General features: G+C 65.1%; 23 protein-coding genes. 17 read left to right on the top strand and 6 right to left on the bottom strand.

The features are described from left to right. Positions 1-3 precede the first annotated feature (3 nt). From IVA79_RS28485 to IVA79_RS28435, 11 genes are all read left to right on the top strand, one after another. On the top strand, positions 4-288 hold the full coding sequence (locus IVA79_RS28485; RefSeq protein ID WP_247559270.1) for a type II toxin-antitoxin system RelE/ParE family toxin: 285 nt from the start codon (positions 4-6) through the stop codon (positions 286-288). Continuing rightward, positions 260-583 (top strand): HigA family addiction module antitoxin, encoded by a 324-nt coding sequence (locus IVA79_RS28480; protein ID WP_247559269.1) that lies wholly within the window; start codon positions 260-262, stop codon positions 581-583. The genes IVA79_RS28485 and IVA79_RS28480 overlap by 29 nt, the downstream gene beginning before the upstream one ends. Positions 584-592: 9 nt before the next feature. Next, on the top strand, positions 593-1084 hold the full coding sequence (locus tag IVA79_RS28475) for a DciA family protein (protein ID WP_247559268.1): 492 nt from the start codon (positions 593-595) through the stop codon (positions 1082-1084). 140 nt (positions 1085-1224) lie between these two features. Continuing rightward, entirely contained in the window at positions 1225-1881 is a 657-nt protein-coding gene (locus IVA79_RS28470; RefSeq protein ID WP_247559267.1) for a DsbA family protein, read from the top strand. A 217-nt stretch (positions 1882-2098) separates the two neighbouring features. Further along, positions 2099-5563 (top strand): chromosome segregation protein SMC, encoded by a 3465-nt coding sequence (gene smc, locus IVA79_RS28465; RefSeq protein WP_247559266.1) that lies wholly within the window; start codon positions 2099-2101, stop codon positions 5561-5563. A gap of 32 nt (positions 5564-5595) precedes the next feature. Further along, a complete protein-coding gene (locus IVA79_RS28460) occupies positions 5596-6573 on the top strand; it encodes a small ribosomal subunit Rsm22 family protein (protein ID WP_247559265.1) in 978 nt (325 codons plus the stop codon). 137 nt (positions 6574-6710) lie between these two features. After that, on the top strand, positions 6711-7271 hold the full coding sequence (locus tag IVA79_RS28455) for a LemA family protein (RefSeq protein WP_247559264.1): 561 nt from the start codon (positions 6711-6713) through the stop codon (positions 7269-7271). 32 nt (positions 7272-7303) lie between these two features. Further along, on the top strand, positions 7304-8545 hold the full coding sequence (locus IVA79_RS28450; RefSeq protein ID WP_247559263.1) for a M48 family metallopeptidase: 1242 nt from the start codon (positions 7304-7306) through the stop codon (positions 8543-8545). 219 nt (positions 8546-8764) lie between these two features. Further along, on the top strand, positions 8765-9517 hold the full coding sequence (locus IVA79_RS28445; protein ID WP_247559262.1) for a hypothetical protein: 753 nt from the start codon (positions 8765-8767) through the stop codon (positions 9515-9517). A gap of 60 nt (positions 9518-9577) precedes the next feature. After that, the gene (locus IVA79_RS28440) at positions 9578-10246 is read left to right on the top strand and encodes a hypothetical protein (RefSeq protein ID WP_247559261.1); all 669 of its coding nucleotides are present in this window, start codon (positions 9578-9580) and stop codon (positions 10244-10246) included. An 83-nt stretch (positions 10247-10329) separates the two neighbouring features. Then, on the top strand, positions 10330-10662 hold the full coding sequence (locus IVA79_RS28435; protein WP_247559260.1) for a GIY-YIG nuclease family protein: 333 nt from the start codon (positions 10330-10332) through the stop codon (positions 10660-10662). A 12-nt stretch (positions 10663-10674) separates the two neighbouring features. Here the strand turns inward: IVA79_RS28435 and IVA79_RS28430 are convergent, their stop codons facing one another. The 5 genes from IVA79_RS28430 to petA form a co-directional block, all read right to left on the bottom strand. After that, on the bottom strand, positions 10675-11214 hold the full coding sequence (locus tag IVA79_RS28430) for an adenine phosphoribosyltransferase (RefSeq protein ID WP_018323310.1): 540 nt from the start codon (positions 11212-11214) through the stop codon (positions 10675-10677). Positions 11215-11223: 9 nt separating this feature from the next. Further along, positions 11224-13389, bottom strand: coding sequence for an anthranilate synthase component I (locus tag IVA79_RS28425; RefSeq protein WP_247559259.1), 2166 nt, complete (start codon positions 13387-13389; stop codon positions 11224-11226). 467 nt (positions 13390-13856) lie between these two features. Then, positions 13857-14531 (bottom strand): dienelactone hydrolase family protein, encoded by a 675-nt coding sequence (locus tag IVA79_RS28420; protein ID WP_247559257.1) that lies wholly within the window; start codon positions 14529-14531, stop codon positions 13857-13859. Between the two features lie 274 nt (positions 14532-14805). Beyond that, positions 14806-16878: a cytochrome b/c1 gene (gene fbcH / locus IVA79_RS28415; protein WP_247559256.1), complete on the bottom strand. Its 2073-nt coding sequence runs from the start codon at positions 16876-16878 to the stop codon at positions 14806-14808. A gap of 62 nt (positions 16879-16940) precedes the next feature. Next, positions 16941-17471 (bottom strand): ubiquinol-cytochrome c reductase iron-sulfur subunit, encoded by a 531-nt coding sequence (petA, locus tag IVA79_RS28410; protein WP_018323306.1) that lies wholly within the window; start codon positions 17469-17471, stop codon positions 16941-16943. Between the two features lie 278 nt (positions 17472-17749). Between petA and IVA79_RS28405 the strand changes: the two genes are divergently transcribed. The 6 genes from IVA79_RS28405 (at position 17750) to IVA79_RS28380 (ending at position 21907) form a co-directional block, all read left to right on the top strand. Continuing rightward, the gene (locus IVA79_RS28405; RefSeq protein WP_247559724.1) at positions 17750-18208 is read left to right on the top strand and encodes a tRNA (cytidine(34)-2'-O)-methyltransferase; all 459 of its coding nucleotides are present in this window, start codon (positions 17750-17752) and stop codon (positions 18206-18208) included. Between the two features lie 18 nt (positions 18209-18226). Next, a complete protein-coding gene (gene queE / locus IVA79_RS28400) occupies positions 18227-18859 on the top strand; it encodes a 7-carboxy-7-deazaguanine synthase (protein WP_247559254.1) in 633 nt (210 codons plus the stop codon). 133 nt (positions 18860-18992) lie between these two features. Beyond that, positions 18993-19880: an oxygen-dependent coproporphyrinogen oxidase gene (hemF, locus tag IVA79_RS28395; RefSeq protein ID WP_247559252.1), complete on the top strand. Its 888-nt coding sequence runs from the start codon at positions 18993-18995 to the stop codon at positions 19878-19880. Next, the gene (locus IVA79_RS28390; protein WP_247559250.1) at positions 19871-20629 is read left to right on the top strand and encodes an HAD family hydrolase; all 759 of its coding nucleotides are present in this window, start codon (positions 19871-19873) and stop codon (positions 20627-20629) included. The genes hemF and IVA79_RS28390 overlap by 10 nt, the downstream gene beginning before the upstream one ends. 373 nt (positions 20630-21002) lie before the next feature. Further along, entirely contained in the window at positions 21003-21203 is a 201-nt protein-coding gene (locus IVA79_RS28385) for a DUF2158 domain-containing protein (protein ID WP_247559248.1), read from the top strand. A 287-nt stretch (positions 21204-21490) separates the two neighbouring features. Beyond that, entirely contained in the window at positions 21491-21907 is a 417-nt protein-coding gene (locus IVA79_RS28380; protein ID WP_247559246.1) for an SRPBCC family protein, read from the top strand. Between the two features lie 21 nt (positions 21908-21928). On the opposite strand, the gene IVA79_RS28375 is transcribed toward IVA79_RS28380, so the two are convergent. Further along, positions 21929-22276, bottom strand: coding sequence for a hypothetical protein (locus IVA79_RS28375; protein WP_247559244.1), 348 nt, complete (start codon positions 22274-22276; stop codon positions 21929-21931). Positions 22277-22331: the final 55 nt, after the last annotated feature.

Below are 22331 nucleotides of genomic sequence, written 5' to 3'. Positions count from 1 at the left end.
AGCATGATCCAGAGCTTCGCCAACTCCGAGACAGAGTTGATCTGGTCCGGGCGGCGAAGCAGGAAACTGCCGCCCGACATTCAAAATGCAGCCTTGCGGAAGCTGCGTTTGTTGAATCAAGCGCGGGTGTTGGCCGATCTCAGGGTTCCGCCGGGCAACCGGCTCGAATCCCTGAAGGCGGACCGCCAGGGTCAGCACTCGATCCGGATCAACGATCAGTGGCGCATCTGCTTTGTTTGGGACGACGGAGGACCAAGAGATGTCGAAATCGTCGACTACCACGACTAGGAACGGGCTCCTCCGCAATCCTCATCCGGGCGAGATCCTCCTGAAGGAGTTTTTGGAGCCGATGGATCTCAGCCAGAACGCGCTGGCGCGCGCCGTTCGGGTGCCGCCGCGGCGCATCAACGAGATCGTTCTCGGCAAACGCGACATCACCGCCGACACCGATTTGCGGCTCGCCCGCTATTTTGGTCTGTCGGAAGGCTTTTTCCTGGGGCTGCAGATGGACTATGATCTGATGCAGCGACGGCGCGAGATCGATCGCGACCTCAAGGCCATCCGGCCCCGCGCGGCAGCGTAGTTCCGGCCCATGTCCAAATTCCCTCCCAAGCCCGGCCCCATCAGCGCCAAGCCGCTCGGGATCCTGCTCAATGACGTCTTTGCCGAGGCCTATGCCAAGCAGGGGTTCGCGGCGCGCGAGCTGGTGACGCGGTGGGCGCAGATTGCCGGGCCGGAGATCGCAGCTCATGCCGAGCCCTTGAAGATGCAATGGCCGCGGCCGGTGGAGGGCCAGCCGCAGGAGCCGGCGACGCTGGTGCTGCGGGTCGAGGGGCCGATGGCGCTGGAGATCCAGCATTCCGCCGATGTGATCCTGGAGCGGGTCAACCGCTTCTTCGGCTGGAGCGCGGTCGGCAAGCTGGCCTTCCGCCAGGCGCCTCTGTCCCGGCCCCAGGCCCGCAAGCGGCCCGGCCCGCCAGATCCCAAGAGCGTCGCCAAGGTGGCGGAGAGCCTCGGCGATATCGAAGATGAACAACTGAAGACGGCGCTGGCCCGGCTCGGGGCGGCCATCAAGCGAAATTGAGCCTCATTCAACGGGCAATCTGGACCTGTCCCGGCCGCGTGCCATTGCCTCAATCGACGTTTCAAGCTAGCGACAGGGCCGCCCGGGCGGGAACTTGATCGCCCCCTGGGGCTGAGATTTTCGCAATTCGGGAGCCGACCTTGATCATCACCCGCCGCGCCTTCACCACGATGCTGTCGCTGACCGGGCTTGCCGCGGTCGCCGGGTTCTCGCCGCTGCGCTTCGTCTCCGAAGCAATGGCACAGTCGGCTGGCGATGTGGCGAAGCCCGTGTCACTGCCGGACATGGCGCTCGGCCCGAAGGATGCCGCCGTCACCATTACCGAATACGCCTCAATGACCTGCCCGCACTGCGCCGCCTTCAACGAGCAGGTGTTCCCCAAGATCAAGAAAGAATACATCGACACCGGCAAGGTGCGTTACATCTTCCGTGAGTTCCCGCTCGATATCAAAGCCGCCGCCGGCTCGATGCTGTCGCGCTGCATCGCCAAGGACGACGCGCCGAAATACTTCGCGGTCACCGACATGCTGTTCCGCCAGCAGAACGACTGGGTCATGAAGAACACCACCGAGACCCTGACGCGGATCGGCAAGCAGGCCGGCCTCACCCAGCAGCAGGTCGAGGCCTGCCTGAAGGACCAGGCGCTGCTCGACAAGATCGCCGCCGACCAGAAATATGCCAGCGACGTGTTGAAGGTGGATTCGACGCCGACCTTCTTCATCAACGGCGAGAAGATCAAGGGCGAGACCTCGTTCGAGGATTTCGCCAAGAAGATCAATCCGCTGCTGAAGAGCTGATTCGCTCGTCAAGATCCTGATTCGCATCTCGAAAGCCGTATCTTTCCCGGCATAAATCCCTTGGGAAAAGCGGCTTTCGCCGGTTGCCCTCGCGGCGCACCGCGGCCATTGTCCAGCCGCATGAGGCGCCTCGCGCGACTCGCCCGGATAGCGACAATGCCTTCCATGGTATTGTCCCGGCAGGGGGATTCGCGCCTGCCAAAAGAGATGCGTGTTTATGAAAATCACCCGCCTGCGCCTTCACGGCTTCAAGTCCTTCGTTGAGCCCACGGACTTCGTCATCGAGCCCGGCCTGACCGGCGTGGTCGGCCCCAACGGCTGCGGCAAGTCGAATCTCGTCGAGGCGCTGCGCTGGGCGATGGGCGAGACCTCCTACAAGTCGCTGCGTGCCGCCGACATGGATGCGGTGATCTTCGCCGGCTCCGGCAACCGTCCCGCGCGCAACCACGCCGAAGTGACGATGACGATCGACAATGCCGATCGCACCGCGCCGGCGGCGATGAACGACAGCCAGCTGCTCGAAATCTCCCGCCGCATCGAGCGCGAGGCGGGCTCGGTGTACCGCATCAACGGCCGCGACGTGCGCGCCCGCGACGTGCAGATCCTGTTCGCGGATGCTGCCACCGGCGCGCGCTCGCCGGCCCTCGTCCACCAAGGCAAGATCGGCGAGATCATCCAGGCCAAGCCCGAGCAGCGCCGCCGCGTGCTGGAAGACGCTGCCGGCGTCGCCGGCCTGCACGCACGCCGCCATGAAGCCGAGCTGCGGCTGAAGGCGGCCGAAACCAACCTCACCCGCGTCGAGGACGTGATCGGCCAGCTCGCAGGGCAGATGGAAGGCCTGAAGAAGCAGGCCCGCCAGGCCGTGCGCTATCGCGAGGTCGCCGCCAAGGTCCGCAAGGCCGAGGCGACCCTGTTCCACCTGCGCTGGATCGGCGCGCATGCCGACGTCAACGAATCCGGCCAGACCCACGATCTCGCCGTCCGCGAGATGGCCGAACGCACACAGCACCAAGCCGAGGCCGCCCGCATCCAGGCGATCCGCGCCGCCGAAATGCCGGCGCTGCGCGATGCCGAAGCACGCGCTGCTGCCGGGCTCCAGCGCCTGACCAATGCCCGCGAGTTGCTCGACCGCGAGGAAGAGCGCGCCAAGGAGCGCGTTGCCGAGCTCGAACGCCGCCTTGCCCAGTTCGAGGGCGACATCTCGCGCGCCCAGCAGCAGACCATGGATGCTGACGTCGCGCTGCAGCGGCTCGACACCGAAGATGCCGAGCTGAAGGAAGAGATCAAGTCGCGCGTCGAGAAGCGTTCCGGCGTCGACGAGCGTGTCGGCGAAGCCGAAGCGGTGCTGACCGAAACCGAGCAGCAATTCGCCGAGCTCACCACTGCGCTGGCCGACCTCACCGCCAAGCGCAATCAGCTCGAAGCCAACGTCCGCACCCACCGCGACAAGCTCGCCCGGCTCGACCAGCAGATCGCGAACGTCACCGCCGAAGAGCAGAAGCTTGCCGCCGAGACCGGCGGTTTCGGCGATCTCGACGAGCTGACCGCGACGGTCGAGAGCGCGGAGCAGACGCTTGCCGCTTCGGAAGCCGCTGCGCAGGCCAGCGAAGCCGCCCATGTCGCGGCGCGCCAGACGCTGGAATCCTCGCGCTCGCCGCTCGTCGAAGCCGACAAGCGCGTGCAGCGGCTTGAGACCGAGGCGCGCACGATCTCCAAGATCGTCAACGGCGAGACCAAGAATCTGTGGCCGCCGATCATCGACGGCATCACCGTCGATAAGGGCTTCGAAAAGGCCATCGGCGCCGCACTCGGCGATGATCTCGATGCGCCGGTCGATCCGTCGGCGCCGATGCGCTGGACCAATGCGGGCGTCACCGACGGCGATCCGGAGCTGCCCGAGGGCGTCACCCCGCTCGCCAATCACGTGCAGGCGCCGGCCGAACTGGCCCGCCGCTTGGCCCAGATCGGCGTGGTGCCGCGCGAGCGCGGCGCTGAGCTCGTCTCGCAGCTCAAGACCGGCCAGCGGCTGGTCTCGCCCGAGGGCGACGTCTGGCGCTGGGACGGCTTTGTCGCGGCCGCTCATGCCCCGACCGGGGCCGCGCGGCGCCTTGCCGAGCGCGCCCGCCTCGTCGACATCGAGAACGAGCTGGAGCAGGCCCGTATCGACGCGCAGATCAAGCGCCAGGCGCTGGAGAACGCCGAGTCCGAGCTGCAGATGGCGGCCAGCACCGAAGGCGCCAGCCGCGAAGCGTGGCGCGCTGCGCAGCGTGAGCTGAACGTCGCGCGTGAGCGCCATGCCAATGCCGAGCGCGAGATCAGCCGCCACGCCGCGCGCAAGGCGACGCTATCGGAGGCGCACAGCCGCCTCGCCGCCGACCGCGCCGAGGCCGAAGCTGCCTATGAATATGCCGAGGCCGGCATCAGCGAGCTGCCATCGAGCGAGGACACCGAGACGCGTCTCGCCGCCGTCCGCAGCGACATCGAAGGCCACCGCCGCATGGCCGCTCAGGTCCGCGCCGAGGCGCAGGCGCTGGCGCGCGAGGCCGAGCTCGCCGACCGCCGCGTGCAGGCGATCCTGGCCGAGCGCACCGAGTGGCAGAACCGCAAGGAGAGCGCGGCCTCCCACATCGACACCATCCAGGCGCGTATCGCCGAGCTCACGATCGAGCGCAGCGAGCTCGAAAACGCGCCGCAAGTGTTCGCCGAGAAGCGCAGCGCGCTGATCACCGAGATCGAATACGCCGAGAACGACCGCCGCATGGCCGCCGACGCGCTCGCCACCGCGGAGACAGCGATGGCGGAGACCGATCGCGTCGCCAAGCTGACGCTCGAAGCGCTTTCCAGCTCGCGCGAGGCGACCGCCCGCGCCGAGGAGCGCATGGAAGGCGCGCGGCGCCGGCTCGAGGACATCGAGCGCGAGATCCGCGACATGCTCGAGGTCGAGCCACAGGCCGTCGCCGGCCTCGCCGAGCTCGAGCCCGGTGCGGAGCTGCCGCCGCTGCATGACATCGAGGAAGATCTCGAAAAGATGCGCCGCGACCGCGAGCGCCTCGGCGCCGTCAATTTGCGCGCCGAGGAAGAGCTGCGCGAGGTCGAGACCCAGCACAATGGCCTCGTCACCGAGCGCGACGATCTGGTCGAAGCCATCAAGCGGCTGCGCCAGGGCATCCAGAGCCTCAACAAGGAGGCGCGCGAGCGGCTCCTGACCTCGTTCGAGGTCGTCAACAACCACTTCAAGCGCCTGTTCGTCGAGCTGTTCGGCGGCGGCGAGGCCGCGCTGCATCTGATCGAGAGCGACGACCCGCTGGAAGCCGGCCTCGAGATCATCGCAAAGCCGCCGGGCAAGAAGCCGCAGACGCTGTCGCTGCTGTCGGGCGGCGAGCAGGCGCTGACCGCGATGGCGCTGATCTTCGCGGTGTTCTTGACCAACCCCTCGCCGATCTGCGTGCTGGACGAAGTCGACGCGCCGCTCGACGACCACAACGTCGAACGCTACTGCAACCTCTTGCACGAGATGACCGGGTCGACCGACACGCGCTTCATCATCATCACGCACAACCCGATCACGATGGCGCGGATGAACCGTCTGTTCGGCGTCACCATGGCCGAGCGCGGCGTCTCCCAACTGGTGTCGGTGAGCCTGGCCGAGGCCGTGGACATTCTTGACCAGAACGTGGCGTGACACCGCTGGCCCAGGAATGAGGGTGGGCGGATATGATCTCGCCCACCCTCCCCGCCGAACTGAAGGCCGCCCTCGACGCCAAGCTACAGGGCTTCTCCCGCACCGACGCGGCACAGCGGTCGCAGAAGATCTCGACCAGCTATCGCACCGGCGGCGGCTCCGGCACGATCAAGTCAGAGGCTGATGCCCTCGCCTACGCGCTCGCGCGCATGCCGGCAACCTACGCGGCGGTGGCGGCCAGCCTCAATGCGCTGACCGAGATCGCGCCAAGCCTCGCCCCGGAGACACTGCTCGACGTCGGCGCAGGCCCGGGCACCGCGAGCTGGGCCGCCGCGGAAGCATTCCCGTCGTTGCAGGATTTCACACTGCTCGACGCCAACGCCACGCTGAGCCGGCTCGCGCTCGAGCTGGCGCGCGACAGCACGCGATTGGCGGGGTGCCGCTATCTGCCGGGCGATGCCGGCGGCAATCTGGCCGAGGTCGCGCAAGCCGACCTCGTCATCGCGAGCTACATCATCGGCGAGCTCGGCGAGAGCGACCAGCGCGGCCTCAGCGAGGCGATGTGGGCCAAAGCGCGCCACGCGCTGCTCGTGATCGAGCCCGGCACGCCCGCCGGCTACGCCCGCATCCTCGCGCTGCGCCAGCACCTGATCGCACAGGGCGCCTATGTCGCCGCACCGTGCCCGCACGAAAAGCCCTGCCCGCTCATCGCGCCCGACTGGTGCCATTTCTCCCAACGCCTGCCGCGCTCGCAGGCGCACCGCCAGATCAAGGGCGCCGAGGTGCCGTTCGAGGACGAGCGCTTCATCTACGTCGCCTTGACCCGCACGCCACCCGAAAGCCGCGCCGCCCGCGTGCTGGCGCCGCCGAATGTCGGCAAGGCCGAGATCACGGCGAAGCTCTGCATGGAGCAAGATGTCGCGCTGACGAAGGTCCCCCGGCGCGACAAGGCCGCCTATGCAAGTGCCCGGCGTTGGCGCTGGGGCGATGCCGTCATTGCCGAAAGTTAACCTCGTCCGGCGTTTTGCCTTGAACGCGGGCGGCTCCCCATTCGACCAAGTCTTACCTCCCCTCCGCGACGGGCTCTCGTTTCGCGCCAATTTGGTTTACCCTAGCGCCCGCCTTCTTCCCCCTTCAGGAGTTCTCCATGTCGACCGGCTGGATCGTCCTCGGCGTCATCGTCGTCCTCGCAATCCTGGCGTTCAGCGCCTACAACCGCCTGGTGGCGCTGAGCCAGCGCGTCGGTCAGGCCTTTGCCGATATCGACGTGCAGCTCAAGCAGCGCCACGATCTGATCCCGAACCTGGTCGAGACGGTGAAGGGCTATGCCTCGCATGAGCGCGGCACGCTCGACGACGTCATCAAGGCGCGCAATTCGGCGATGTCGGCGCAGGGACCGGCGCAGGTGTCCGCGGCCGAGAACCAGCTCTCGGGCGCGCTCGGCCGGCTGATCGCGCTGTCGGAGGCCTATCCGGACCTCAAGGCCAATGCCAATTTCCAGCAACTCGCATCCGAGCTCTCCGACCTCGAGAACAAGATCGCGGCGAGCCGCCGCTTCTTCAACAACGCGGTCCAGGAATACAACACCGGCATCCAGCAACTGCCCGCGGCGCTGTTTGCGGGCATGTTCGGCTTCACCAGGAAGGACTTCTTCGATCTCGGCGCCAGCCGCACCGAGGTCGAGGCGACGCCGCAGGTGAAATTCTGAGTTGAGCCGATAGGCCGCAGGGCACCCGCGTCATGGCCGCGTATGGTCTCTACACGCATATCGCCTCGAACAAGTTTCGTTCGATGCTATTGCTCGGCGGCCTGTTCATGCTGGTCTACGTGCTGGTCTATGCCGGCGCGCTGGTCGCCGAGGTCGTCATCAACGGCAATGGCACCGTCGCCTACTATCTGAGCCGCGCCTTCGCCGACCTGCTCAGAGCCGCGCCCGTCGCGACGATCGCAGCTCTGGCCTGGATCGTGATCGCCTATTTCTTCCACCAGTCGATGATCGATGCCGTGACCGGCGGCCATGACGTCACCCGGCAGGAGCAGCCGCGGCTCTACAACCTGCTCGAAAACCTCTGCATCTCGCGTGGCATCACCATGCCGAAGCTGAAGATCATGGAGAGCCCGGCGCTGAACGCGTTCGCGACCGGCCTCAATCCCAGGCAATATTCCATCACCGTCACCACGGGTCTCCTCGATGCGCTTGATGACAAAGAGATCGAGGCCGTGCTGGGCCACGAGCTGACCCATATCAAGAACGGCGACGTGCAGCTGATGGTGGTCGCCGTCATCATCGCCGGCGTGGTCGGCTTCTTCGGCGAAATGTTCTTCCGCCTGTTCACGAATTTCAATTGGAGCTCCGGCTCCGGCGGCTCATGGTCCTCGGGCTCCTCCTCGTCGCGGTCGTCCTCATCGTCGAGCGACAGCAAGAGCTCCGGCGGCGGCGCGATCATCGTCATCATCATCGCGATCGTGCTGATCGTGCTGGCCTGGCTGCTGTCCCAGGTGGTCAAGCTCGCGCTGTCCCGCTCGCGCGAATATCTGGCCGACGCGGGCTCGGTCGAGCTGACGAAAGATCCCGATGCGATGATCTCGGCGCTGCGCAAGATCGAGAACCGCGGCGAGCTGCCGGGCGCAACCTCGGCCGTGATGGAGCTCTGCGTCGACAATCCCCGCGAGGGCTTTGCCGACCTGTTCGCAACCCACCCCTCAGTGCAATCCAGGGTCGATGCGCTGGTCAAGTTTGCCGGCGGCCACGATCCGGGCCCGCTGCTGCCGAGCGAGGAAACGGACGAGCCCGAGGCACCGGCCGTCCAGCAGGATGCCCCACCGCCGCTGCGTCATGGCCCCTGGGACGATGCCAACGGCGCAGCCACTCCGCCGCCCGTGCCTGCGCCCGGCCCCTCCGGAACCACGAACAGCAACCCGATGGGCAATCCGGTCGGCAATCCCATGGGCGATTCCATAGGCCCTTGGGGCCGTCATTGAGCGCGCGATGTGCCGCCATGCGCGGCAGTTTCGCCGCGATCGGGAAAAACTTCGGGAATTGCCGTATCGACATGCCGAGGAATTGAATTCTCCCTTGTTTCTGCCATGTTCGCGCCCAACAGCAGACTCGGGACAATCCTTGGGACCATCCTTGGGACATCGATTTGGGGCCCGGCCGATTGCGACCTCGCGATCGGGGGCGCGCGTTAGGGGACAGCAATGGCAAAGCCGGCAGTGGTTGTGGTGGGCGCGGACAAGGGCGGGGTTGGCAAGACCACGGTGTCGCGTACCTTGCTCGATTATTTCTCAGCCAACAACGTGCCGACGCGCGCCTTCGACACGGAGTCGCCGCGCGGAACCCTGAAGCGTTTCCACCCCGACATCACCGAAATCGTCGACATGACGACGACATCGGATCAGATGAAGATCTTCGATACGCTCAATGCGACAAGCCCGTCGGTGACCGTGATTGACGTCCGCGCCGGCCTGCTGTCGCCGGCACTCGCCTCCTTGCGCGACATCGGTTTCCTCGACGCCGCCAAAGCCGGCCAGATCACCTTTGCCGTGTTCCACATCCTCGGCCCGTCGATCGCCTCGCTCGATGAGATCGCGGAGACCGCGGGCTTCATGACCGGCGCGAAATATTTCCTGGTGAAGAACTTCATCAACGATACCCAGTTCTTCCAGTGGGATCAGGCGACCTATAATTCCTACTTCCACCGCATCAAGGACGCGACCGAGCTGACCATCCCCAAGCTCAACGAAATGGCCTACGAGCAGGTCGAGGTCTCCTCCGTTCCGTTCCTGAAATTCGTCGCCAACAAGGGCATCAGCGACGAGGCCGCGAACTATTCGTTCGTGCTGCGCGGCTATGTCCGGCACTGGCTGGCCAATGTCTGGAGCGAGTTCGACCGCATCCGCCTGACCGACATCGTCGGTTCGAAACCCGTGACCCGCAACAGCGAAAAATAGTTGCGCAAGCAGGGCTGATACGGCTGGATTGGGCGGTGAGTTGGCCTGATATAGCTGTCAATGCCCGTGACGCCCGTCTACATCATCTGCTCGCCCCGCCCGCAGGTCGGCAAGACCCTGCTGGCGCGGCTGCTCGCCGAATTCCTGCTGCTCAAGAACGGCAATGTCGCGGCCTTCGACGTCAATCTGAAGGAGCCGTCGCTGCTCGATTACCTGCCTGGCGTCACCGAGACCGCCGACGTGATCGACACCTACGGCAAGATGCAGCTGATGGACCGCGTCATCGTCGACGACGGGCTTGCCAAGGTGATCGACCTTGGCTTCCACGCCTTCGACGAGTTCTTCAAGATGACCGACGAGATCGGCCTGTTGAAGGAGGCCGCGCGCCGCCACGTCGCGCCCCAGATCCTGTTCATCGCCGACACCGACCGCGTCTCAATTCGCGCCCACGAGATGCTCCGCGAGCGGATCCCGCGCATGAACCTGATCACGGTGGACAACGAATATGTGGTGCGTGGCGAGTTGCCGGCCGCGATGGCCGGCGGCCGGTTGCTCCGCCTGCCCGCGCTGCCGGGCTTCCTCAAGACCTATATCGACCGGCTGAACTTCTCCTTCACCCGCTATCTGCGTCAGGAGAAGGATTCATCCACCGAGCTGCATCAGTGGACCCGGCGTAATTACCTCGCCTTCCGCGAGCTCGAGCTCAGCCTGATCCTGCAGCGGTCCTGAACATTTTATCCGGGTAATATTGACGGGCGACGGTCTTGACGCTAGGAGTTTGCGCAGCAACGTCCCTCAACAGGCCCGTCACCATGAGCATCAACCGGAAAGCAGCGATCGCCGCCTACAAGGAGCGAAAGACCATCGCCGGCATCTTCGTCGTGCGCTGCGCGGCCTCGGGCGAGGCCTGGGTCGGCCAGGCGCCGAACCTGGAGACCATCCAGAACCGCATCTGGTTCTCGCTACGCCAGGGCAGCCACACCTGCCGCAGCCTACAGGCCGCGTGGACCACGCACGGCGAGGCGGGCCTGACCTTTGCCGAATGCGAGCGTCTGGACGACGAGGACAGCGCCTATGTCAGGAATGCGCTCCTGAAGGAGCGCCTGCTGCATTGGCGGACCGAGCTCAAGGCGGAGATGATCTGACCGCTGCGCGGCTCAGTGCCCCTCGAACGTCATCAGCGTGCGCACCGGGACGTCCATAGCGCGCAGCTTGGCGGCGCCGCCGAGCTCGGGCAGGTCGATGATGAAGCAGGCGGCGACGACGTTGGCGCCGATCTGGCGGAGCAGCTTCACCGCGCCTTCCGCGGTGCCGCCGGTGGCGATGAGGTCATCGACCAGGATCACGCGTTCGCCGGGCTGAATCGCGTCGACATGCATCTCCATCTCGTCGATGCCATATTCGAGCGAATAGGCAATGCGCACGGTGGTGTGCGGCAGCTTGCCCTTCTTGCGGATCGGCACGAAGCCGGCCGACAGCTGGTGCGCCACCGCGCCGCCGATGATGAAGCCCCTCGCCTCCATGCCGGCGACCTTGTCGATCTTGTTGCCGGCCCAGGGATTGACGAGTTCGTCGACCGCGCGGCGGAAGGCGCGCGCGTCCGCGAGCAGGGTCGTGATGTCGCGAAACATGATCCCGGGCTTCGGATAGTCCGGGATGGTGCGGACGCTCGCCTTTATATCGTGGTCGAAGGTCATTGGTTCCTCTCAATCAACACGCGCATCCAGCCGGAACGCATTCTCGACAATACGTAGTCCCACCTCATTGCCGAGCGACATCAGCGATTCCGGGTGGAATTGCACGCCGGCGATCGGCAGAGTCTTGTGCTCCAGCGCCATGGCGACGCCGTCCTCGGTGCTTGCGGTGACGGACAACACCTCCGGCATGCTCTCGCGCTCGACAAAGAGCGAGTGATAGCGGCCGATGACGATCTCGTTCGGCAGATTGCGCATCAGCCGCCCGCCGCGCACCTGCACCCGCGAGGGCCGGCCGTGGGCGGGATGCGTGAGCTGGCCGAGCTCGCCGCCGAAATATTCGCCGATCGCCTGCACGCCGAGGCAGACGCCGAACACCGGCAGCTTCTTCTCGAGCGCCGCGTCGATCGTCGTCTTGATCGCGAAATCCTCAGGGCGTCCAGGACCCGGCGACAGCACCAGCAAATCCCACCTCTTCTGCTTGAGCATGTCGAGCGCATGCACATGGCGGACCACGGTAACGCTGGCGCCGACCTGGCGGAAGTAATCGGCGAGCATGTGCACAAAACTGTCGTCGTGGTCGATCAGCAGCACCTGCTTGCCCGAGCCGGTCGCATCCGGCGCGAAAGTCGACAGCGGCTTTGGCGGATCGCCGCGCAGCGCCTGGAACAGCGCAGCAGCCTTGACCTGGCATTCGCGGTCTTCGGCGGCGGGATCCGAGTCGAACAGGCAGGTGGCGCCGACGCGCACTTCCGCCAGACCATCCTTCATGCGGATGGTGCGGATGGTGAGGCCGGTGTTGATGCTGCCGTCGAAATTCACCGCACCGATCGCGCCGGCATACCAGCGGCGCGGCGAGCGCTCGTGATCCTCGACGAACTGCATCGCCCACAGCTTCGGCGCACCTGTTACGGTGACCGCCCAGGCATGGGTGAGGAAGGCATCGAGCGCGTCGAAGCCGGGGCGCAGCATGCCCTCGACGTGATCGACGGTGTGAAACAGCTTTGAGTAGGTCTCGATCTGCCGGCGCGCCAGCACCTTGATGGTGCCGGGAACGCAGACGCGCGCCTTGTCGTTGCGGTCGACGTCGGTGCACATGTTGAGCTCGAACTCGTCCTTCTCCGAGTTCAGGAGCTGGCGGATCTGCTCGGCATCGCCGATCGCATCAAGGCCGCGCGCGATCGTGCCGGAGATCGGGCAGGTCTCGACCCGGCGCCCGTCCGAACGCACGAACATCTCGGGCGAAGCGGAGACGAGAAACTCGCCTTCCCCCAGATTCATCAGCGCGCCGTAGGGCGACGGGTTGATGACGCAGAGGCGCTGGAAGACTTCAGCCGGCGAGCGCTCGCAAGGCTCGGCGAACAGCTGCCCTGGCACAGCCTCGAACAGATCGCCGCGGGCGAAGGCGGCGCGCGCGGTCTCGACCGTCGCCTGATATTCGCCGGGCGCGTGGTCGGCAAAGCCCTGCCGCGGCGTCTTCAGGTAAGGGCTCTCAGCGGTCTCGCGCGGCAGGCCTGCGGTGGATTTGCCGTTCCAGGCGAAGTCGTAGCTCAGCACGACGCCGCGGCCGGTGGCGCGGTCATAGGCCAGCAGGCGATCGGGCACGTAGAGCACGATGTCGCGCTGGTCGCTCTCGCGCGGGCGCTTCTGCACGAGGTCCTCGATCTGGAACACGAGGTCGTAGGCGAAGGCGCCGAACAAGCCGAGCAACCCATCGTCATTGGCGGAGAAGGCGGCGACGATGTCGCGCACCAGCGACATCACGCTGGCGCGCCGCGTCCGCTGGTCCTCCTCGACCGGCGCATCGCCGCGGAGGATGTGGCCGGCCAGGCGCGTCGCGCTCTTCTCGGAGATCACGACGCAGGGCTCGCGCAGGACGTCAGTGAGGAAGGCGATCAGCACCTGCCCGCGCCCGTTCAGCGCTTCGAGCTTGAAATTGACCCCCGTGGTTTCGAGCTTGAGCGGGGGGTCTGAGAAGCCGAGGTCAAAGCTCTCGTAGCGGCCAGGCACGGTGGTGCCCGAAGACAGCACCACGCCGCGGCGGCGATCGAGCAGGTTGATGAGATCGTCGAGCCGGCTGGCGCCGCCCGTGAATTGCTCGGCCACGCGCGTGATCGCAAGACCTGCGCGGGTCACGTAGTCGCTTTTGGCCGGGAGGGCAAAGACTGTCCTGTTCATGTGATCCTCTTGGGGTCCTCTTACGAGACTTGCCGAGGAAACGCCACACAGGACAAACGATCAGGCCGCCGCACTGCGTTGGCGACCTCAGACGATTTGGGAAAGGAAAATCGCACCGGCCACCTCGTTAGGAGGTGCGCCACCAAAGACGGACTGGGCGGACGGCGGTGCTCATGGGCGGATACTCACCATGGCGCGGCGGCGGCGTCAAGGAGGTAGCCCGGATGGAGCGAAGCGCATCCGGGGTTCGTGCCACGATGGGAGGGTCCCGGACTACGCCGCACTCCATCCGGGCGACGGCCTAGAGGCCGCACCGCTTCCAAAGCGCGGCCATCTCTGCGTCGGTAGCGAACTCGCCTCGATCCGCCTCGCGGATCCCCTCAAGAACGGCTGCTCGATGGCCCTCAGGGACCTTGAAGCCCTGACGCTCCGACCGCGCATCGGCTTCAGATTCGTCCGTCACTGATCTACCCCAGATGCTTCCGGAAAAACTCCGTCGCCCGACCCCAGGCGAGCTCGGCGGCTTCGCGGTCGTGCACGGCCTGGCGCTGCTCGTTGACGAAGGCGTGCTCGGCATCATAGCGGAACAGCTCCAGCGACCTGCCGGCGGCCTTCATGGCCTTTTCGAAGCCGCTGACCAGCTCCGGCGTGCACCAATCGTCCTTGTTGGCGAAGTGGGCCTGGAGCGGGATCTTGACGTCGGCGGGCTTGGCCGCCTGTTCGGGCGGGATGCCGTAGAACACGACGCCGGCCGCGAGCTCCGGGATCTTGGTGGCGCCGATGATGGTGACGGCACCGCCGAGGCAGAAGCCTGTCAGCCCGACCTTGGCGCCATTGCGCGACAGAAATTGCGTGGCGCCGCGCACCGTCTGCGTGGTGGCATCCATGAAGTCGAGCGAGTTCATCTCTTTGTTGGCGCTGTCCGTGTCGTGATACGGCACCACCTTGCCCTTGTAGAGATCGGGCGCCAGCGCATCGAAGCCGGCCAGCGCGAAGCGATCGCACAGGCCCTTGATCTGGTCCGACAGCCCCCACCATTCCTGGATCACGACCACGCCCGGCGCATTGCCGCGCGCGGCATTGGCGAGATAGCCCGAGGCGTCCTTGCCGTCCGGGCGCTTGAAGGTGATGGCGGTTCCCATGGTGTCCTCCGATGAGTTTGGGGGAGCGGTTGGCGGTATTTTGGCCGGTGAGCGGCAGATAGGCAATCGCGCCGAACAACACACTCTCGTGCCCCGGATGCAATGCAGCGCGCCCTGGCGATGCGAGGCATCGTCCAGTGCGGCGTGATGCGTTGCTGATCCGGGGCCCAGCCAGGACCGTTCTGGATCCCGGCTCGCGCTTCGCGCGTCCGGGACACGGGCGCAACAAAAAAGCCCCCTTGCGGGGGCTTCTTTATATCTCGTCTCGCGCCGCTCAGTGCGAGCTGGCCCAGACCTTCTTCTTGGTGAAGTACATCAGGCCGGCGAACAGGATCAGGAACACGAAGACCTGGAATCCGAGGCGCTTGCGCGCTTCCATGTGCGGCTCGGCGGTCCACATCAGGAACGTGGTGACGTCCTTGGCATATTGCGCCACTGTGGCAGGCGAGCCGTCGTCGAAGGTGACCTGGCCATCGCTCAGCGGCTTCGGCATCTTGATGGCGTGGCCGGGGAAGTATTTGTTGAAGTAGGAACCCTCCGGGATGGTCACACCTTCCGGCGCCTTGTCTTCGTAGCCCTGAAGCACCGCCGCGACGTAGTCCGGGCCCTGCTCCTGATACTGGCTGAAGAAGTCGATGATGAACCAGGGGAAGCCGCGCTTGTACGAGCGCGCCTTGGTGATCAGGGAGAGGTCGGGCGGCGCGGCGCCGCCGTTCGCCGCACGCGCGGCCTGCTCGTTCGGGAACGGTGACGGGAAATAATCCGCCGGGCGCCCCGCACGCTCGAACATGTCACCCGCATCGTTCGGGCCGTCCTTGACCTTGTACTCGGAAGCGAAGGCTGCCGCCTGCGCCACTGAATAGCCTGGTCCGCCTGCTTCGGCGAGGTTGCGGAAGGCGATGTAGGACAGGCCGTGGCAGCTGGAGCAGACTTCCTTGTAGACTTTCAGGCCGCGCTGCAGCGCGCCCCGGTCGAACTTACCGAAAGGGCCCGAGAACGACCATTTGTTGCCCGGAGGCGTGTCGCTGCCTTCGGACGCCTTCGCGCTGTCGATGGAGCCCGCGAACAACGAACCGGCGAGCGCCAGCATGATCGCGGTCGAGACCATCGGCGTCGACCTGCTGCCGGTCTTGGCCAGCACCGCATCCGAGATCGAGTTCGGCACCGGCCGCGGCTTCTCGATGCGCGAGAGCAGCGGCAGCACGATCAGGAAGTAGGCGAAGTAGCAGACCGTCAGGACCCGGCCGGCAACGACGTAGATGCCTTCCGGCGGCTGTGCGCCGAGATAGCCGAGCAGGATGCAGACCACGACGAAGATCCAGAAGAACTGCTTGGCGAGCGGGCGATACTTCGACGACTTCGTCTTCGCTGCGTCCAGCCAGGGCAGGAAGCACAGGATGATGATCGCCCCGAACATCGCGATGACACCCGCGAGCTTGTTCGGGATCGAGCGCAGGATGGCATAGAACGGCAGGTAATACCATTCCGGCACGATGTGCGGCGGCGTCACGCCCGGGTTCGCCGGAATGTAGTTGTCGGCGTCGCCGAGATAGTTCGGCATGTAGAAGATGAACCAGGCGTAGAGCAGCATGAAGCAGGCGACGCCGAACATGTCCTTGATGGTGGCGTGCGGCGTGAACGGAACCGTGTCCTTTTCCGTCTTCGGCTCGACGCCGTCAGGATTGTTCTGGCCGGCGACGTGCAGCGCCCAGACGTGGAGCACGACGACGCCCGCGATCAGGAACGGCAGCAGGTAATGCAGCGAGAAGAAGCGGTTCAGCGTCGGGTTGCCGACCGAATAGCCGCCCCAGAGCAGCGTCACGACGCTCTCGCCCACGTAGGGAATGGCGGAGAACAAATTGGTGATGACGGTGGCGCCCCAGAAGCTCATCTGGCCCCACGGCAACACGTAACCCATGAAGCCCGTCGCCATCATCAGGAGGTAGATGATGACGCCGAGGATCCACAACACCTCGCGCGGCTCCTTGTACGACCCGTAGTAGAGGCCACGGAACATATGGACGTAGACCGCGACGAAGAACATGGAGGCGCCGACCGCGTGCATGTTGCGCAGCAGCCAGCCGTAGTTCACGTCACGGACGATCAGCTCGACCGACTTGAAGGCGAGATCGGCATGCGGCGTATAGTGCATCGCCAGGATCACGCCGGTCAGGATCTGCATCCCCAGCATGAAGGAGAGGATGGCGCCGAAGGTCCACCAATAGTTCAGGTTGCGCGGGGTAGGATAGGCGACGAACGAGGAGTGCATGAGGCCGAGGATCGGCAGGCGCCGCTCGATCCATTGCAGGGCCGGATTGCTCGGCTGGTAGTCGGATGGTCCGCTCATGATGCGATCCTGAGGAAATAGTACGACGAGACGGCGCGAAGCTTCGGACGAAGGCCCGAAGCTCAGCCGATCTGGATTTTGGTGTCGGAAACGAACTGGTACGGCGGCACCGGCAGGTTTGCGGGCGCGGGCCCCTGGCGGATGCGGCCGGACGAATCGTACTGCGAACCATGGCAGGGGCAGAAGAAGCCGTCGTAGCTGCCTTCATGAGCGATCGGGATGCAGCCGAGATGGGTGCAGATGCCGATCACGACCAGCCACTGCTCGTGGCCGGACTTGACCCGGGCTTCGTCGGACTGCGGATCGGGCAGGCTCGCCACGTTGACGGCGCGCGCCTCGTCGATCTGCTTCTTGGTGCGGTGGCTGATGTAGATCGGCTTGCCGCGCCAGAACACCTTGATGTCCTGGCCTTCGGCGACCGGGCTGAGATCGACCTCGATCGGCGCACCGGCGGCGATGGTCGAGGCGTCAGGATTCATTTGGGAGATGAAGGGCCAGAGCGCGGCAGCGCCGCCTACTGCTGCAGCTGCCCCGGTTGCAACGAATAAGAAATCACGGCGTGTCGGATGGTCCGCCGAAGACGCTGTCGTCACGATTCCAACCCTTTCTTCTTATGCGACCGGTGGAACCGCTCCAGGGGGCGCCCATGAGGTCCCCGGAAAGGCTGCCGGCGCCCGCGGCCCCCCGCGGCGGCAGAACTTCGCTTATCCACCTCTAAACAGGCGAAACAGCAGTCCAGAATCGTTCTATTGGCACCCTTGCCGGGCGAGCGCAAGCCCGCTATCGGCGCGGGAGCGTGCAATGCACGAATTCCCGGGCAGGCGATGTTTTATTGAGACATTTCCGCTCCACAACCGAACCGCCGCCACCGATGCAGATAGCGCTTTTCCAACCCGACATCCCTCAGAACACCGGCACGATTCTCAGGCTCTGCGCCTGCCTGGGACTGGACGCCCATATCATCGAACCGGCGGGGTTCCCGGTCTCCGACCGCGCGTTCCGCCGGGCGGGAATGGATTACCTCGGGCATGTCAGCATCGTCAGGCACGACTCCTGGGAGAAATTCGAGGACTGGCGCGCCGCGCATGGCTACCGCCTGCTGCTGTTCACCACCAAGGCCGCCACCGACTATCGCGATTTCCGTTACCAGACGTCGGACATCCTGCTATTCGGGCGCGAGAGCGCTGGCGTCACCGACGCGGTGGTCGAGGCCGCCGATGCGCGGCTGGTGATTCCGATCAAAGCGGGGTTGCGGTCGCTCAACGTGGCCATGACCGCGGCGATGGCCGCCGGCGAGGCGCTGCGGCAGATCCGGGTCCCGCAAGTTTGAAGGTTTAAGGAGAGACCATTGGGTTACGCGGTCAAGGAAATCTTCCTGACCCTGCAAGGCGAAGGCGCCCATGCCGGGCGCGCGTCCGTGTTCTGCCGTTTTGCCGGCTGCAATCTCTGGAGCGGGCGCGAGGCGGACCGCAGCGAGGCCACCTGCAAATTCTGCGATACGGATTTCGTCGGCACCGACGGCACGCTCGGCGGCCGCTATGCCTCGGCCGCGGACCTCGCCGACACCATTGCCGCGCAATGGACGGCGTCCACCGCCAACCGCTACGTGGTGCTCACTGGCGGCGAGCCGCTGCTCCAGGTCGACGCCGCGCTGATCGAGGCGCTGCATGCGCGCGGCTTCGAGATCGGCGTCGAGACCAACGGCACGATCGAAGCCCCCGAGGGCCTCGACTGGATCTGCGTCAGCCCCAAGGGCGGCAGCGAGCTGGTGCTGCGCCAGGGCCACGAGCTGAAGCTGGTCTATCCGCAGGCCCTCGCCGCGCCTGAAGCCTTCGAGCATCTCGCCTTCGAACGCTTCTCGCTGCAGCCGATGGACGGCCCCGAGGTCATCGAGAACACCGCGCGCGCGATCGACTATTGCCTGCACCATCCGCAATGGCGGCTCAGCGTACAGACGCATAAGTCGCTCGGCATCAGATAGGGACAGGTTGGTAGGGTGGGCAAAGCGTAGCGTGCCCACCCTTCGAGATGACGGTAAAAGACGTGGGCACGGCGCAAGGGCGCCTTTGCCCACCCTACGGCACACTCCGCTTGGGACGCGACCGGGAATGCAGATGGACAGTTCGACGATCGAAGACCGCAAGGCCCATGCTCGCGCCTGGTTCGAAGCCTTGCGCGACGACATCTGTGCGAGCTTCGAGCGGCTCGAGGACGACGCCCCGCAAAGCCTCTATCCGGGCGCAGCCGGCCGCTTCAAGCGCACGCCTTGGCAGCGCACCGACCATACCGGCGCGGCCGGAGGTGGCGGCGTGATGTCGATGATGCATGGCCGGCTGTTCGAGAAGGTCGGTGTGCACTGCTCGACCGTGCATGGCGAGTTCGCGCCCGAATTTCGGGCCCAGATCCCCGGCGCCGCGGACGATCCAAAATTCTGGGCCTCCGGCATCTCGCTGATCGCGCATATGCGCAATCCGAGCGTGCCCGCGGTGCACATGAACACCCGCTTCGTCGTCACCACAAAAGCCTGGTTCGGCGGCGGCGCCGATCTCACGCCGGTGCTGGATCGTCGGCGGACGCAGGAGGACGCCGACACCATCGCCTTCCACGCCGCGATGAAACAGGCCTGCAACCAGCACAGCGGCGTTGCCGATTACGACAAGTACAAGACATGGTGCGACGAGTATTTCTACCTGCCGCACCGCAAAGAGGCGCGCGGCATCGGCGGCATCTTCTACGACTGGCACGACAGCGGCGACTGGGACGCGGACCTTGCCTTCACGCAGGATGTCGGCCGCGCCTTCCTGAAGATCTACCCTGACATCGTCAGGCGCAATTTCGCGAGCGCCTGGACCGCTGCGGACCGCGAGGAGCAATTGATCCGGCGCGGCCGCTATGTCGAGTTCAACCTGCTCTATGATCGCGGCACCATCTTCGGGCTCAAGACCGGCGGCAATGTCGAGTCGATCCTGTCGTCGATGCCGCCCGAGGTGAAATGGCCATGACGACGATGCGGCCCGCCTCCAAGCTGCTCCCCCGCGCCATGCTGATCGACATGGACGACACCATCCTGTCGGCCTATGGCCGGCCCGAGATCGCCTGGAACACGATTGCGAACGAATTCGCCGAGGAGCTTGCGCCGCTGCCGCCAGCGCTGGTCGCAACCGCCGTGCTCGCCTTCGCGCGAAACTTCTGGGCCAATGCCGAAGCCGCATGGCGGATGAAGCTCGCCGAGGCGCGGCACCTGACGGTCAAGGGCGGTTTTGCCGCGCTCGCAGCCGCCGGCCATCGCCCCCTGCCCGACGAGCTCGCCATTCGCCTCGCCGACCGCTTCACCGCCTATCGCGAGGAGGAGATGTTCGTCTTCCCCGGCGCGCATGAAGCGATCGACGAATTGAAGGCGCTCGGCATCAAGCTCGCGCTGGTGACCAACGGTGCCGCCGACACCCAGCGCGCCAAGGTCGAACGCTTCGAGCTGGCGCACCGCTTCCACCACATCCAGATCGAGGGCGAGCACGGCTTCGGCAAGCCCGAGGAGCGCGCCTATCTGCACGCGATGGAGGCGCTCGGCGTCACCGCGGAGGACACCTGGATGATCGGCGACAATCTGGAATGGGAAGTCGTGACCCCGCAGCGCCTCGGCATCTATTCGATCTGGATCGACGTGCATGGCGACGGCCTGCCGGAAGGCTCGACCGTGAAGCCCGACCGCATCATCCGCTCGCTGACCGAACTGGTACCGGGCCGGCCCTGACCGGGGCCGCCAAACAAAAACTGAAAAACAACCCCATGCACAGTAGCCGGCCGCTGCAAGATCAAGGATTTGCTGATTTTGCGAAATCCGCTTGATGCGTCGGGCAAAACAGGGGCATAATGTCATCGTCGACGTTCGCGATGGACAAGCTTCCGTGTGACCTGCATCCGCCTTCTCAGCGCGCTGTGATGCGATCAGGTTGTTGTTCAAGCATCGATGCCTCACGTCTCTTCTGATTTGAACAGGACTTCGTGGCCCCTCCGCGCCGCCAACTCTTCGGCGGAATTTCCCGTCGTAGCCGGCCTGCGTGATCGGCCTGTCATGACCGCTTGCTAGGTTCCCTTCCGGGTCGATCACTCGAAAGGAATAATCCATGGAATTGAAAGCCGGCGATGTCGTGATGCTGAAATCCGGCGGCCAACCGCTGACGGTCGCGGAGGTGAAGGAGAACGACGTGCTCTGCCTCTGGATGGGCATGGAAGGCGACCTCTTCCGCGAAACGCTGCCGCTGGCCGCGCTCGTGCAGGTGGAAGAGGAGGAGGACGAAGAAGAAGACGACGCGGACGAAGAGTAGGCACGCCTACGACCGCATCCTGATCCGGACTGCCCGGCTCCGGCGCGCCTGATGTCCGCTTCTCCGCCCACAGAAGGAAACGATGGGTTTCGCAAGGGCTCAACCCATCCTACCCACTACCCACTCTTTTTGTATTTTTCTGACGCATTGATGGCTCGACCATGTCGGCACGAGTTGGCCTCGACCGTCCTTGGATGGACACTTCTCGGAAGTGCCGACAATGGACCCTGCAAACGTGACGTGATGTCGTCACCTCGAGCTGTCGAAATCGAACTGGAGCAATGCCCATGAGGATCACCGTCGAAACCAGCGTAGCGGCCCCTATCGATCAGGTCTGGCAGGCCTATACGACGCCGGCCGACATCGTGACGTGGAATACCGCGTCCGACGACTGGCATACGACCAAGGCTACCGTCGAGCTACGAGAAGGTGGTGCCTTCTCGTCCCGGATGGAGGCCAAGGACGGCAGCATGGGCTTTGACTTCGCCGGCACCTACACGAAAATCGTCGAACACGAGCGGATCGAATACGTATTTGGCGATCGAAAAGCCGAGATCGAGTTCGTGCCCGGCCCGAAGGGCATCGTCGTCCGCGTCGTCTTCGATAGCGAGCCGACGCACTCGGTCGAGCAGCAGCAAGGCGGTTGGCAGGCGATCCTCGACAACTTCGCACGATATGTCGAGGCGAACCAGAACAAATCGTGAGGGCGCGTGGAGCCCACTGCTCTACTTGCTCAGGATGCCAGGGTTGGTGTTTCCAAGTTGCCGGACGGCGGCGTCTGCAGCTGGAGTGTTGTACGTCGATCGAGAGCCACCGCCGTCCTGATCGGGAGCCGCTGCGCCGAGTTTCTCACCCGTGGTGCGGTGGCTTTTCGCATTGGACGTGTTGGGGCCTGGCGAACCGCCTGTTCCGTTGAGCGTGGTCCCATTCGAAAGCGTCGAACCACTGGTGCCGCTAGTCCCGGTTGCACCGCCAGCGGATGACGAACCACCCGAACCGCCTCCTGAACTCTGCGCAATCGCGAACGAGATGCCGCCTAGCAGGATGGCCGCCGTGATCACAAAGAGCTTCATCCTCCCCTCCACATCACCAGCAAGTTTCGAGGTCGTCGATCGTCTCGCCTTGAAG

Source organism: Bradyrhizobium sp. 138, assembly GCF_023074075.1.
GTDB lineage: Bacteria > Pseudomonadota > Alphaproteobacteria > Rhizobiales > Xanthobacteraceae > Bradyrhizobium.
This window is presented reverse-complemented; position numbering and strand designations above follow the sequence as displayed.

Excerpts from the sequence above, each read along its gene's own strand:
- IVA79_RS28440 (WP_247559261.1), top strand. The coding sequence starts at position 9,578 with ATGCCCGTGACGCCCGTCTACATCATCTGCTCGCCCCGCCCGCAGGTC.
- IVA79_RS28460 (WP_247559265.1), top strand. The coding sequence starts at position 5,596 with ATGATCTCGCCCACCCTCCCCGCCGAACTGAAGGCCGCCCTCGACGCC.
- IVA79_RS28430 (WP_018323310.1), bottom strand. The coding sequence starts at position 11,214 with ATGACCTTCGACCACGATATAAAGGCGAGCGTCCGCACCATCCCGGAC.
- IVA79_RS28375 (WP_247559244.1), bottom strand. The coding sequence starts at position 22,276 with ATGAAGCTCTTTGTGATCACGGCGGCCATCCTGCTAGGCGGCATCTCG.
- IVA79_RS28450 (WP_247559263.1), top strand. The coding sequence starts at position 7,304 with ATGGCCGCGTATGGTCTCTACACGCATATCGCCTCGAACAAGTTTCGT.
- IVA79_RS28390 (WP_247559250.1), top strand. The coding sequence starts at position 19,871 with ATGGCCATGACGACGATGCGGCCCGCCTCCAAGCTGCTCCCCCGCGCC.
- hemF (WP_247559252.1), top strand. The coding sequence starts at position 18,993 with ATGGACAGTTCGACGATCGAAGACCGCAAGGCCCATGCTCGCGCCTGG.
- IVA79_RS28475 (WP_247559268.1), top strand. The coding sequence starts at position 593 with ATGTCCAAATTCCCTCCCAAGCCCGGCCCCATCAGCGCCAAGCCGCTC.
- IVA79_RS28385 (WP_247559248.1), top strand. The coding sequence starts at position 21,003 with ATGGAATTGAAAGCCGGCGATGTCGTGATGCTGAAATCCGGCGGCCAA.
- smc (WP_247559266.1), top strand. The coding sequence starts at position 2,099 with ATGAAAATCACCCGCCTGCGCCTTCACGGCTTCAAGTCCTTCGTTGAG.
- IVA79_RS28435 (WP_247559260.1), top strand. The coding sequence starts at position 10,330 with ATGAGCATCAACCGGAAAGCAGCGATCGCCGCCTACAAGGAGCGAAAG.
- IVA79_RS28480 (WP_247559269.1), top strand. The coding sequence starts at position 260 with ATGTCGAAATCGTCGACTACCACGACTAGGAACGGGCTCCTCCGCAAT.
- IVA79_RS28405 (WP_247559724.1), top strand. The coding sequence starts at position 17,750 with ATGCAGATAGCGCTTTTCCAACCCGACATCCCTCAGAACACCGGCACG.
- fbcH (WP_247559256.1), bottom strand. The coding sequence starts at position 16,878 with ATGAGCGGACCATCCGACTACCAGCCGAGCAATCCGGCCCTGCAATGG.
- IVA79_RS28485 (WP_247559270.1), top strand. The coding sequence starts at position 4 with ATGATCCAGAGCTTCGCCAACTCCGAGACAGAGTTGATCTGGTCCGGG.
- IVA79_RS28455 (WP_247559264.1), top strand. The coding sequence starts at position 6,711 with ATGTCGACCGGCTGGATCGTCCTCGGCGTCATCGTCGTCCTCGCAATC.
- IVA79_RS28420 (WP_247559257.1), bottom strand. The coding sequence starts at position 14,531 with ATGGGAACCGCCATCACCTTCAAGCGCCCGGACGGCAAGGACGCCTCG.
- IVA79_RS28445 (WP_247559262.1), top strand. The coding sequence starts at position 8,765 with ATGGCAAAGCCGGCAGTGGTTGTGGTGGGCGCGGACAAGGGCGGGGTT.
- IVA79_RS28425 (WP_247559259.1), bottom strand. The coding sequence starts at position 13,389 with ATGAACAGGACAGTCTTTGCCCTCCCGGCCAAAAGCGACTACGTGACC.
- IVA79_RS28380 (WP_247559246.1), top strand. The coding sequence starts at position 21,491 with ATGAGGATCACCGTCGAAACCAGCGTAGCGGCCCCTATCGATCAGGTC.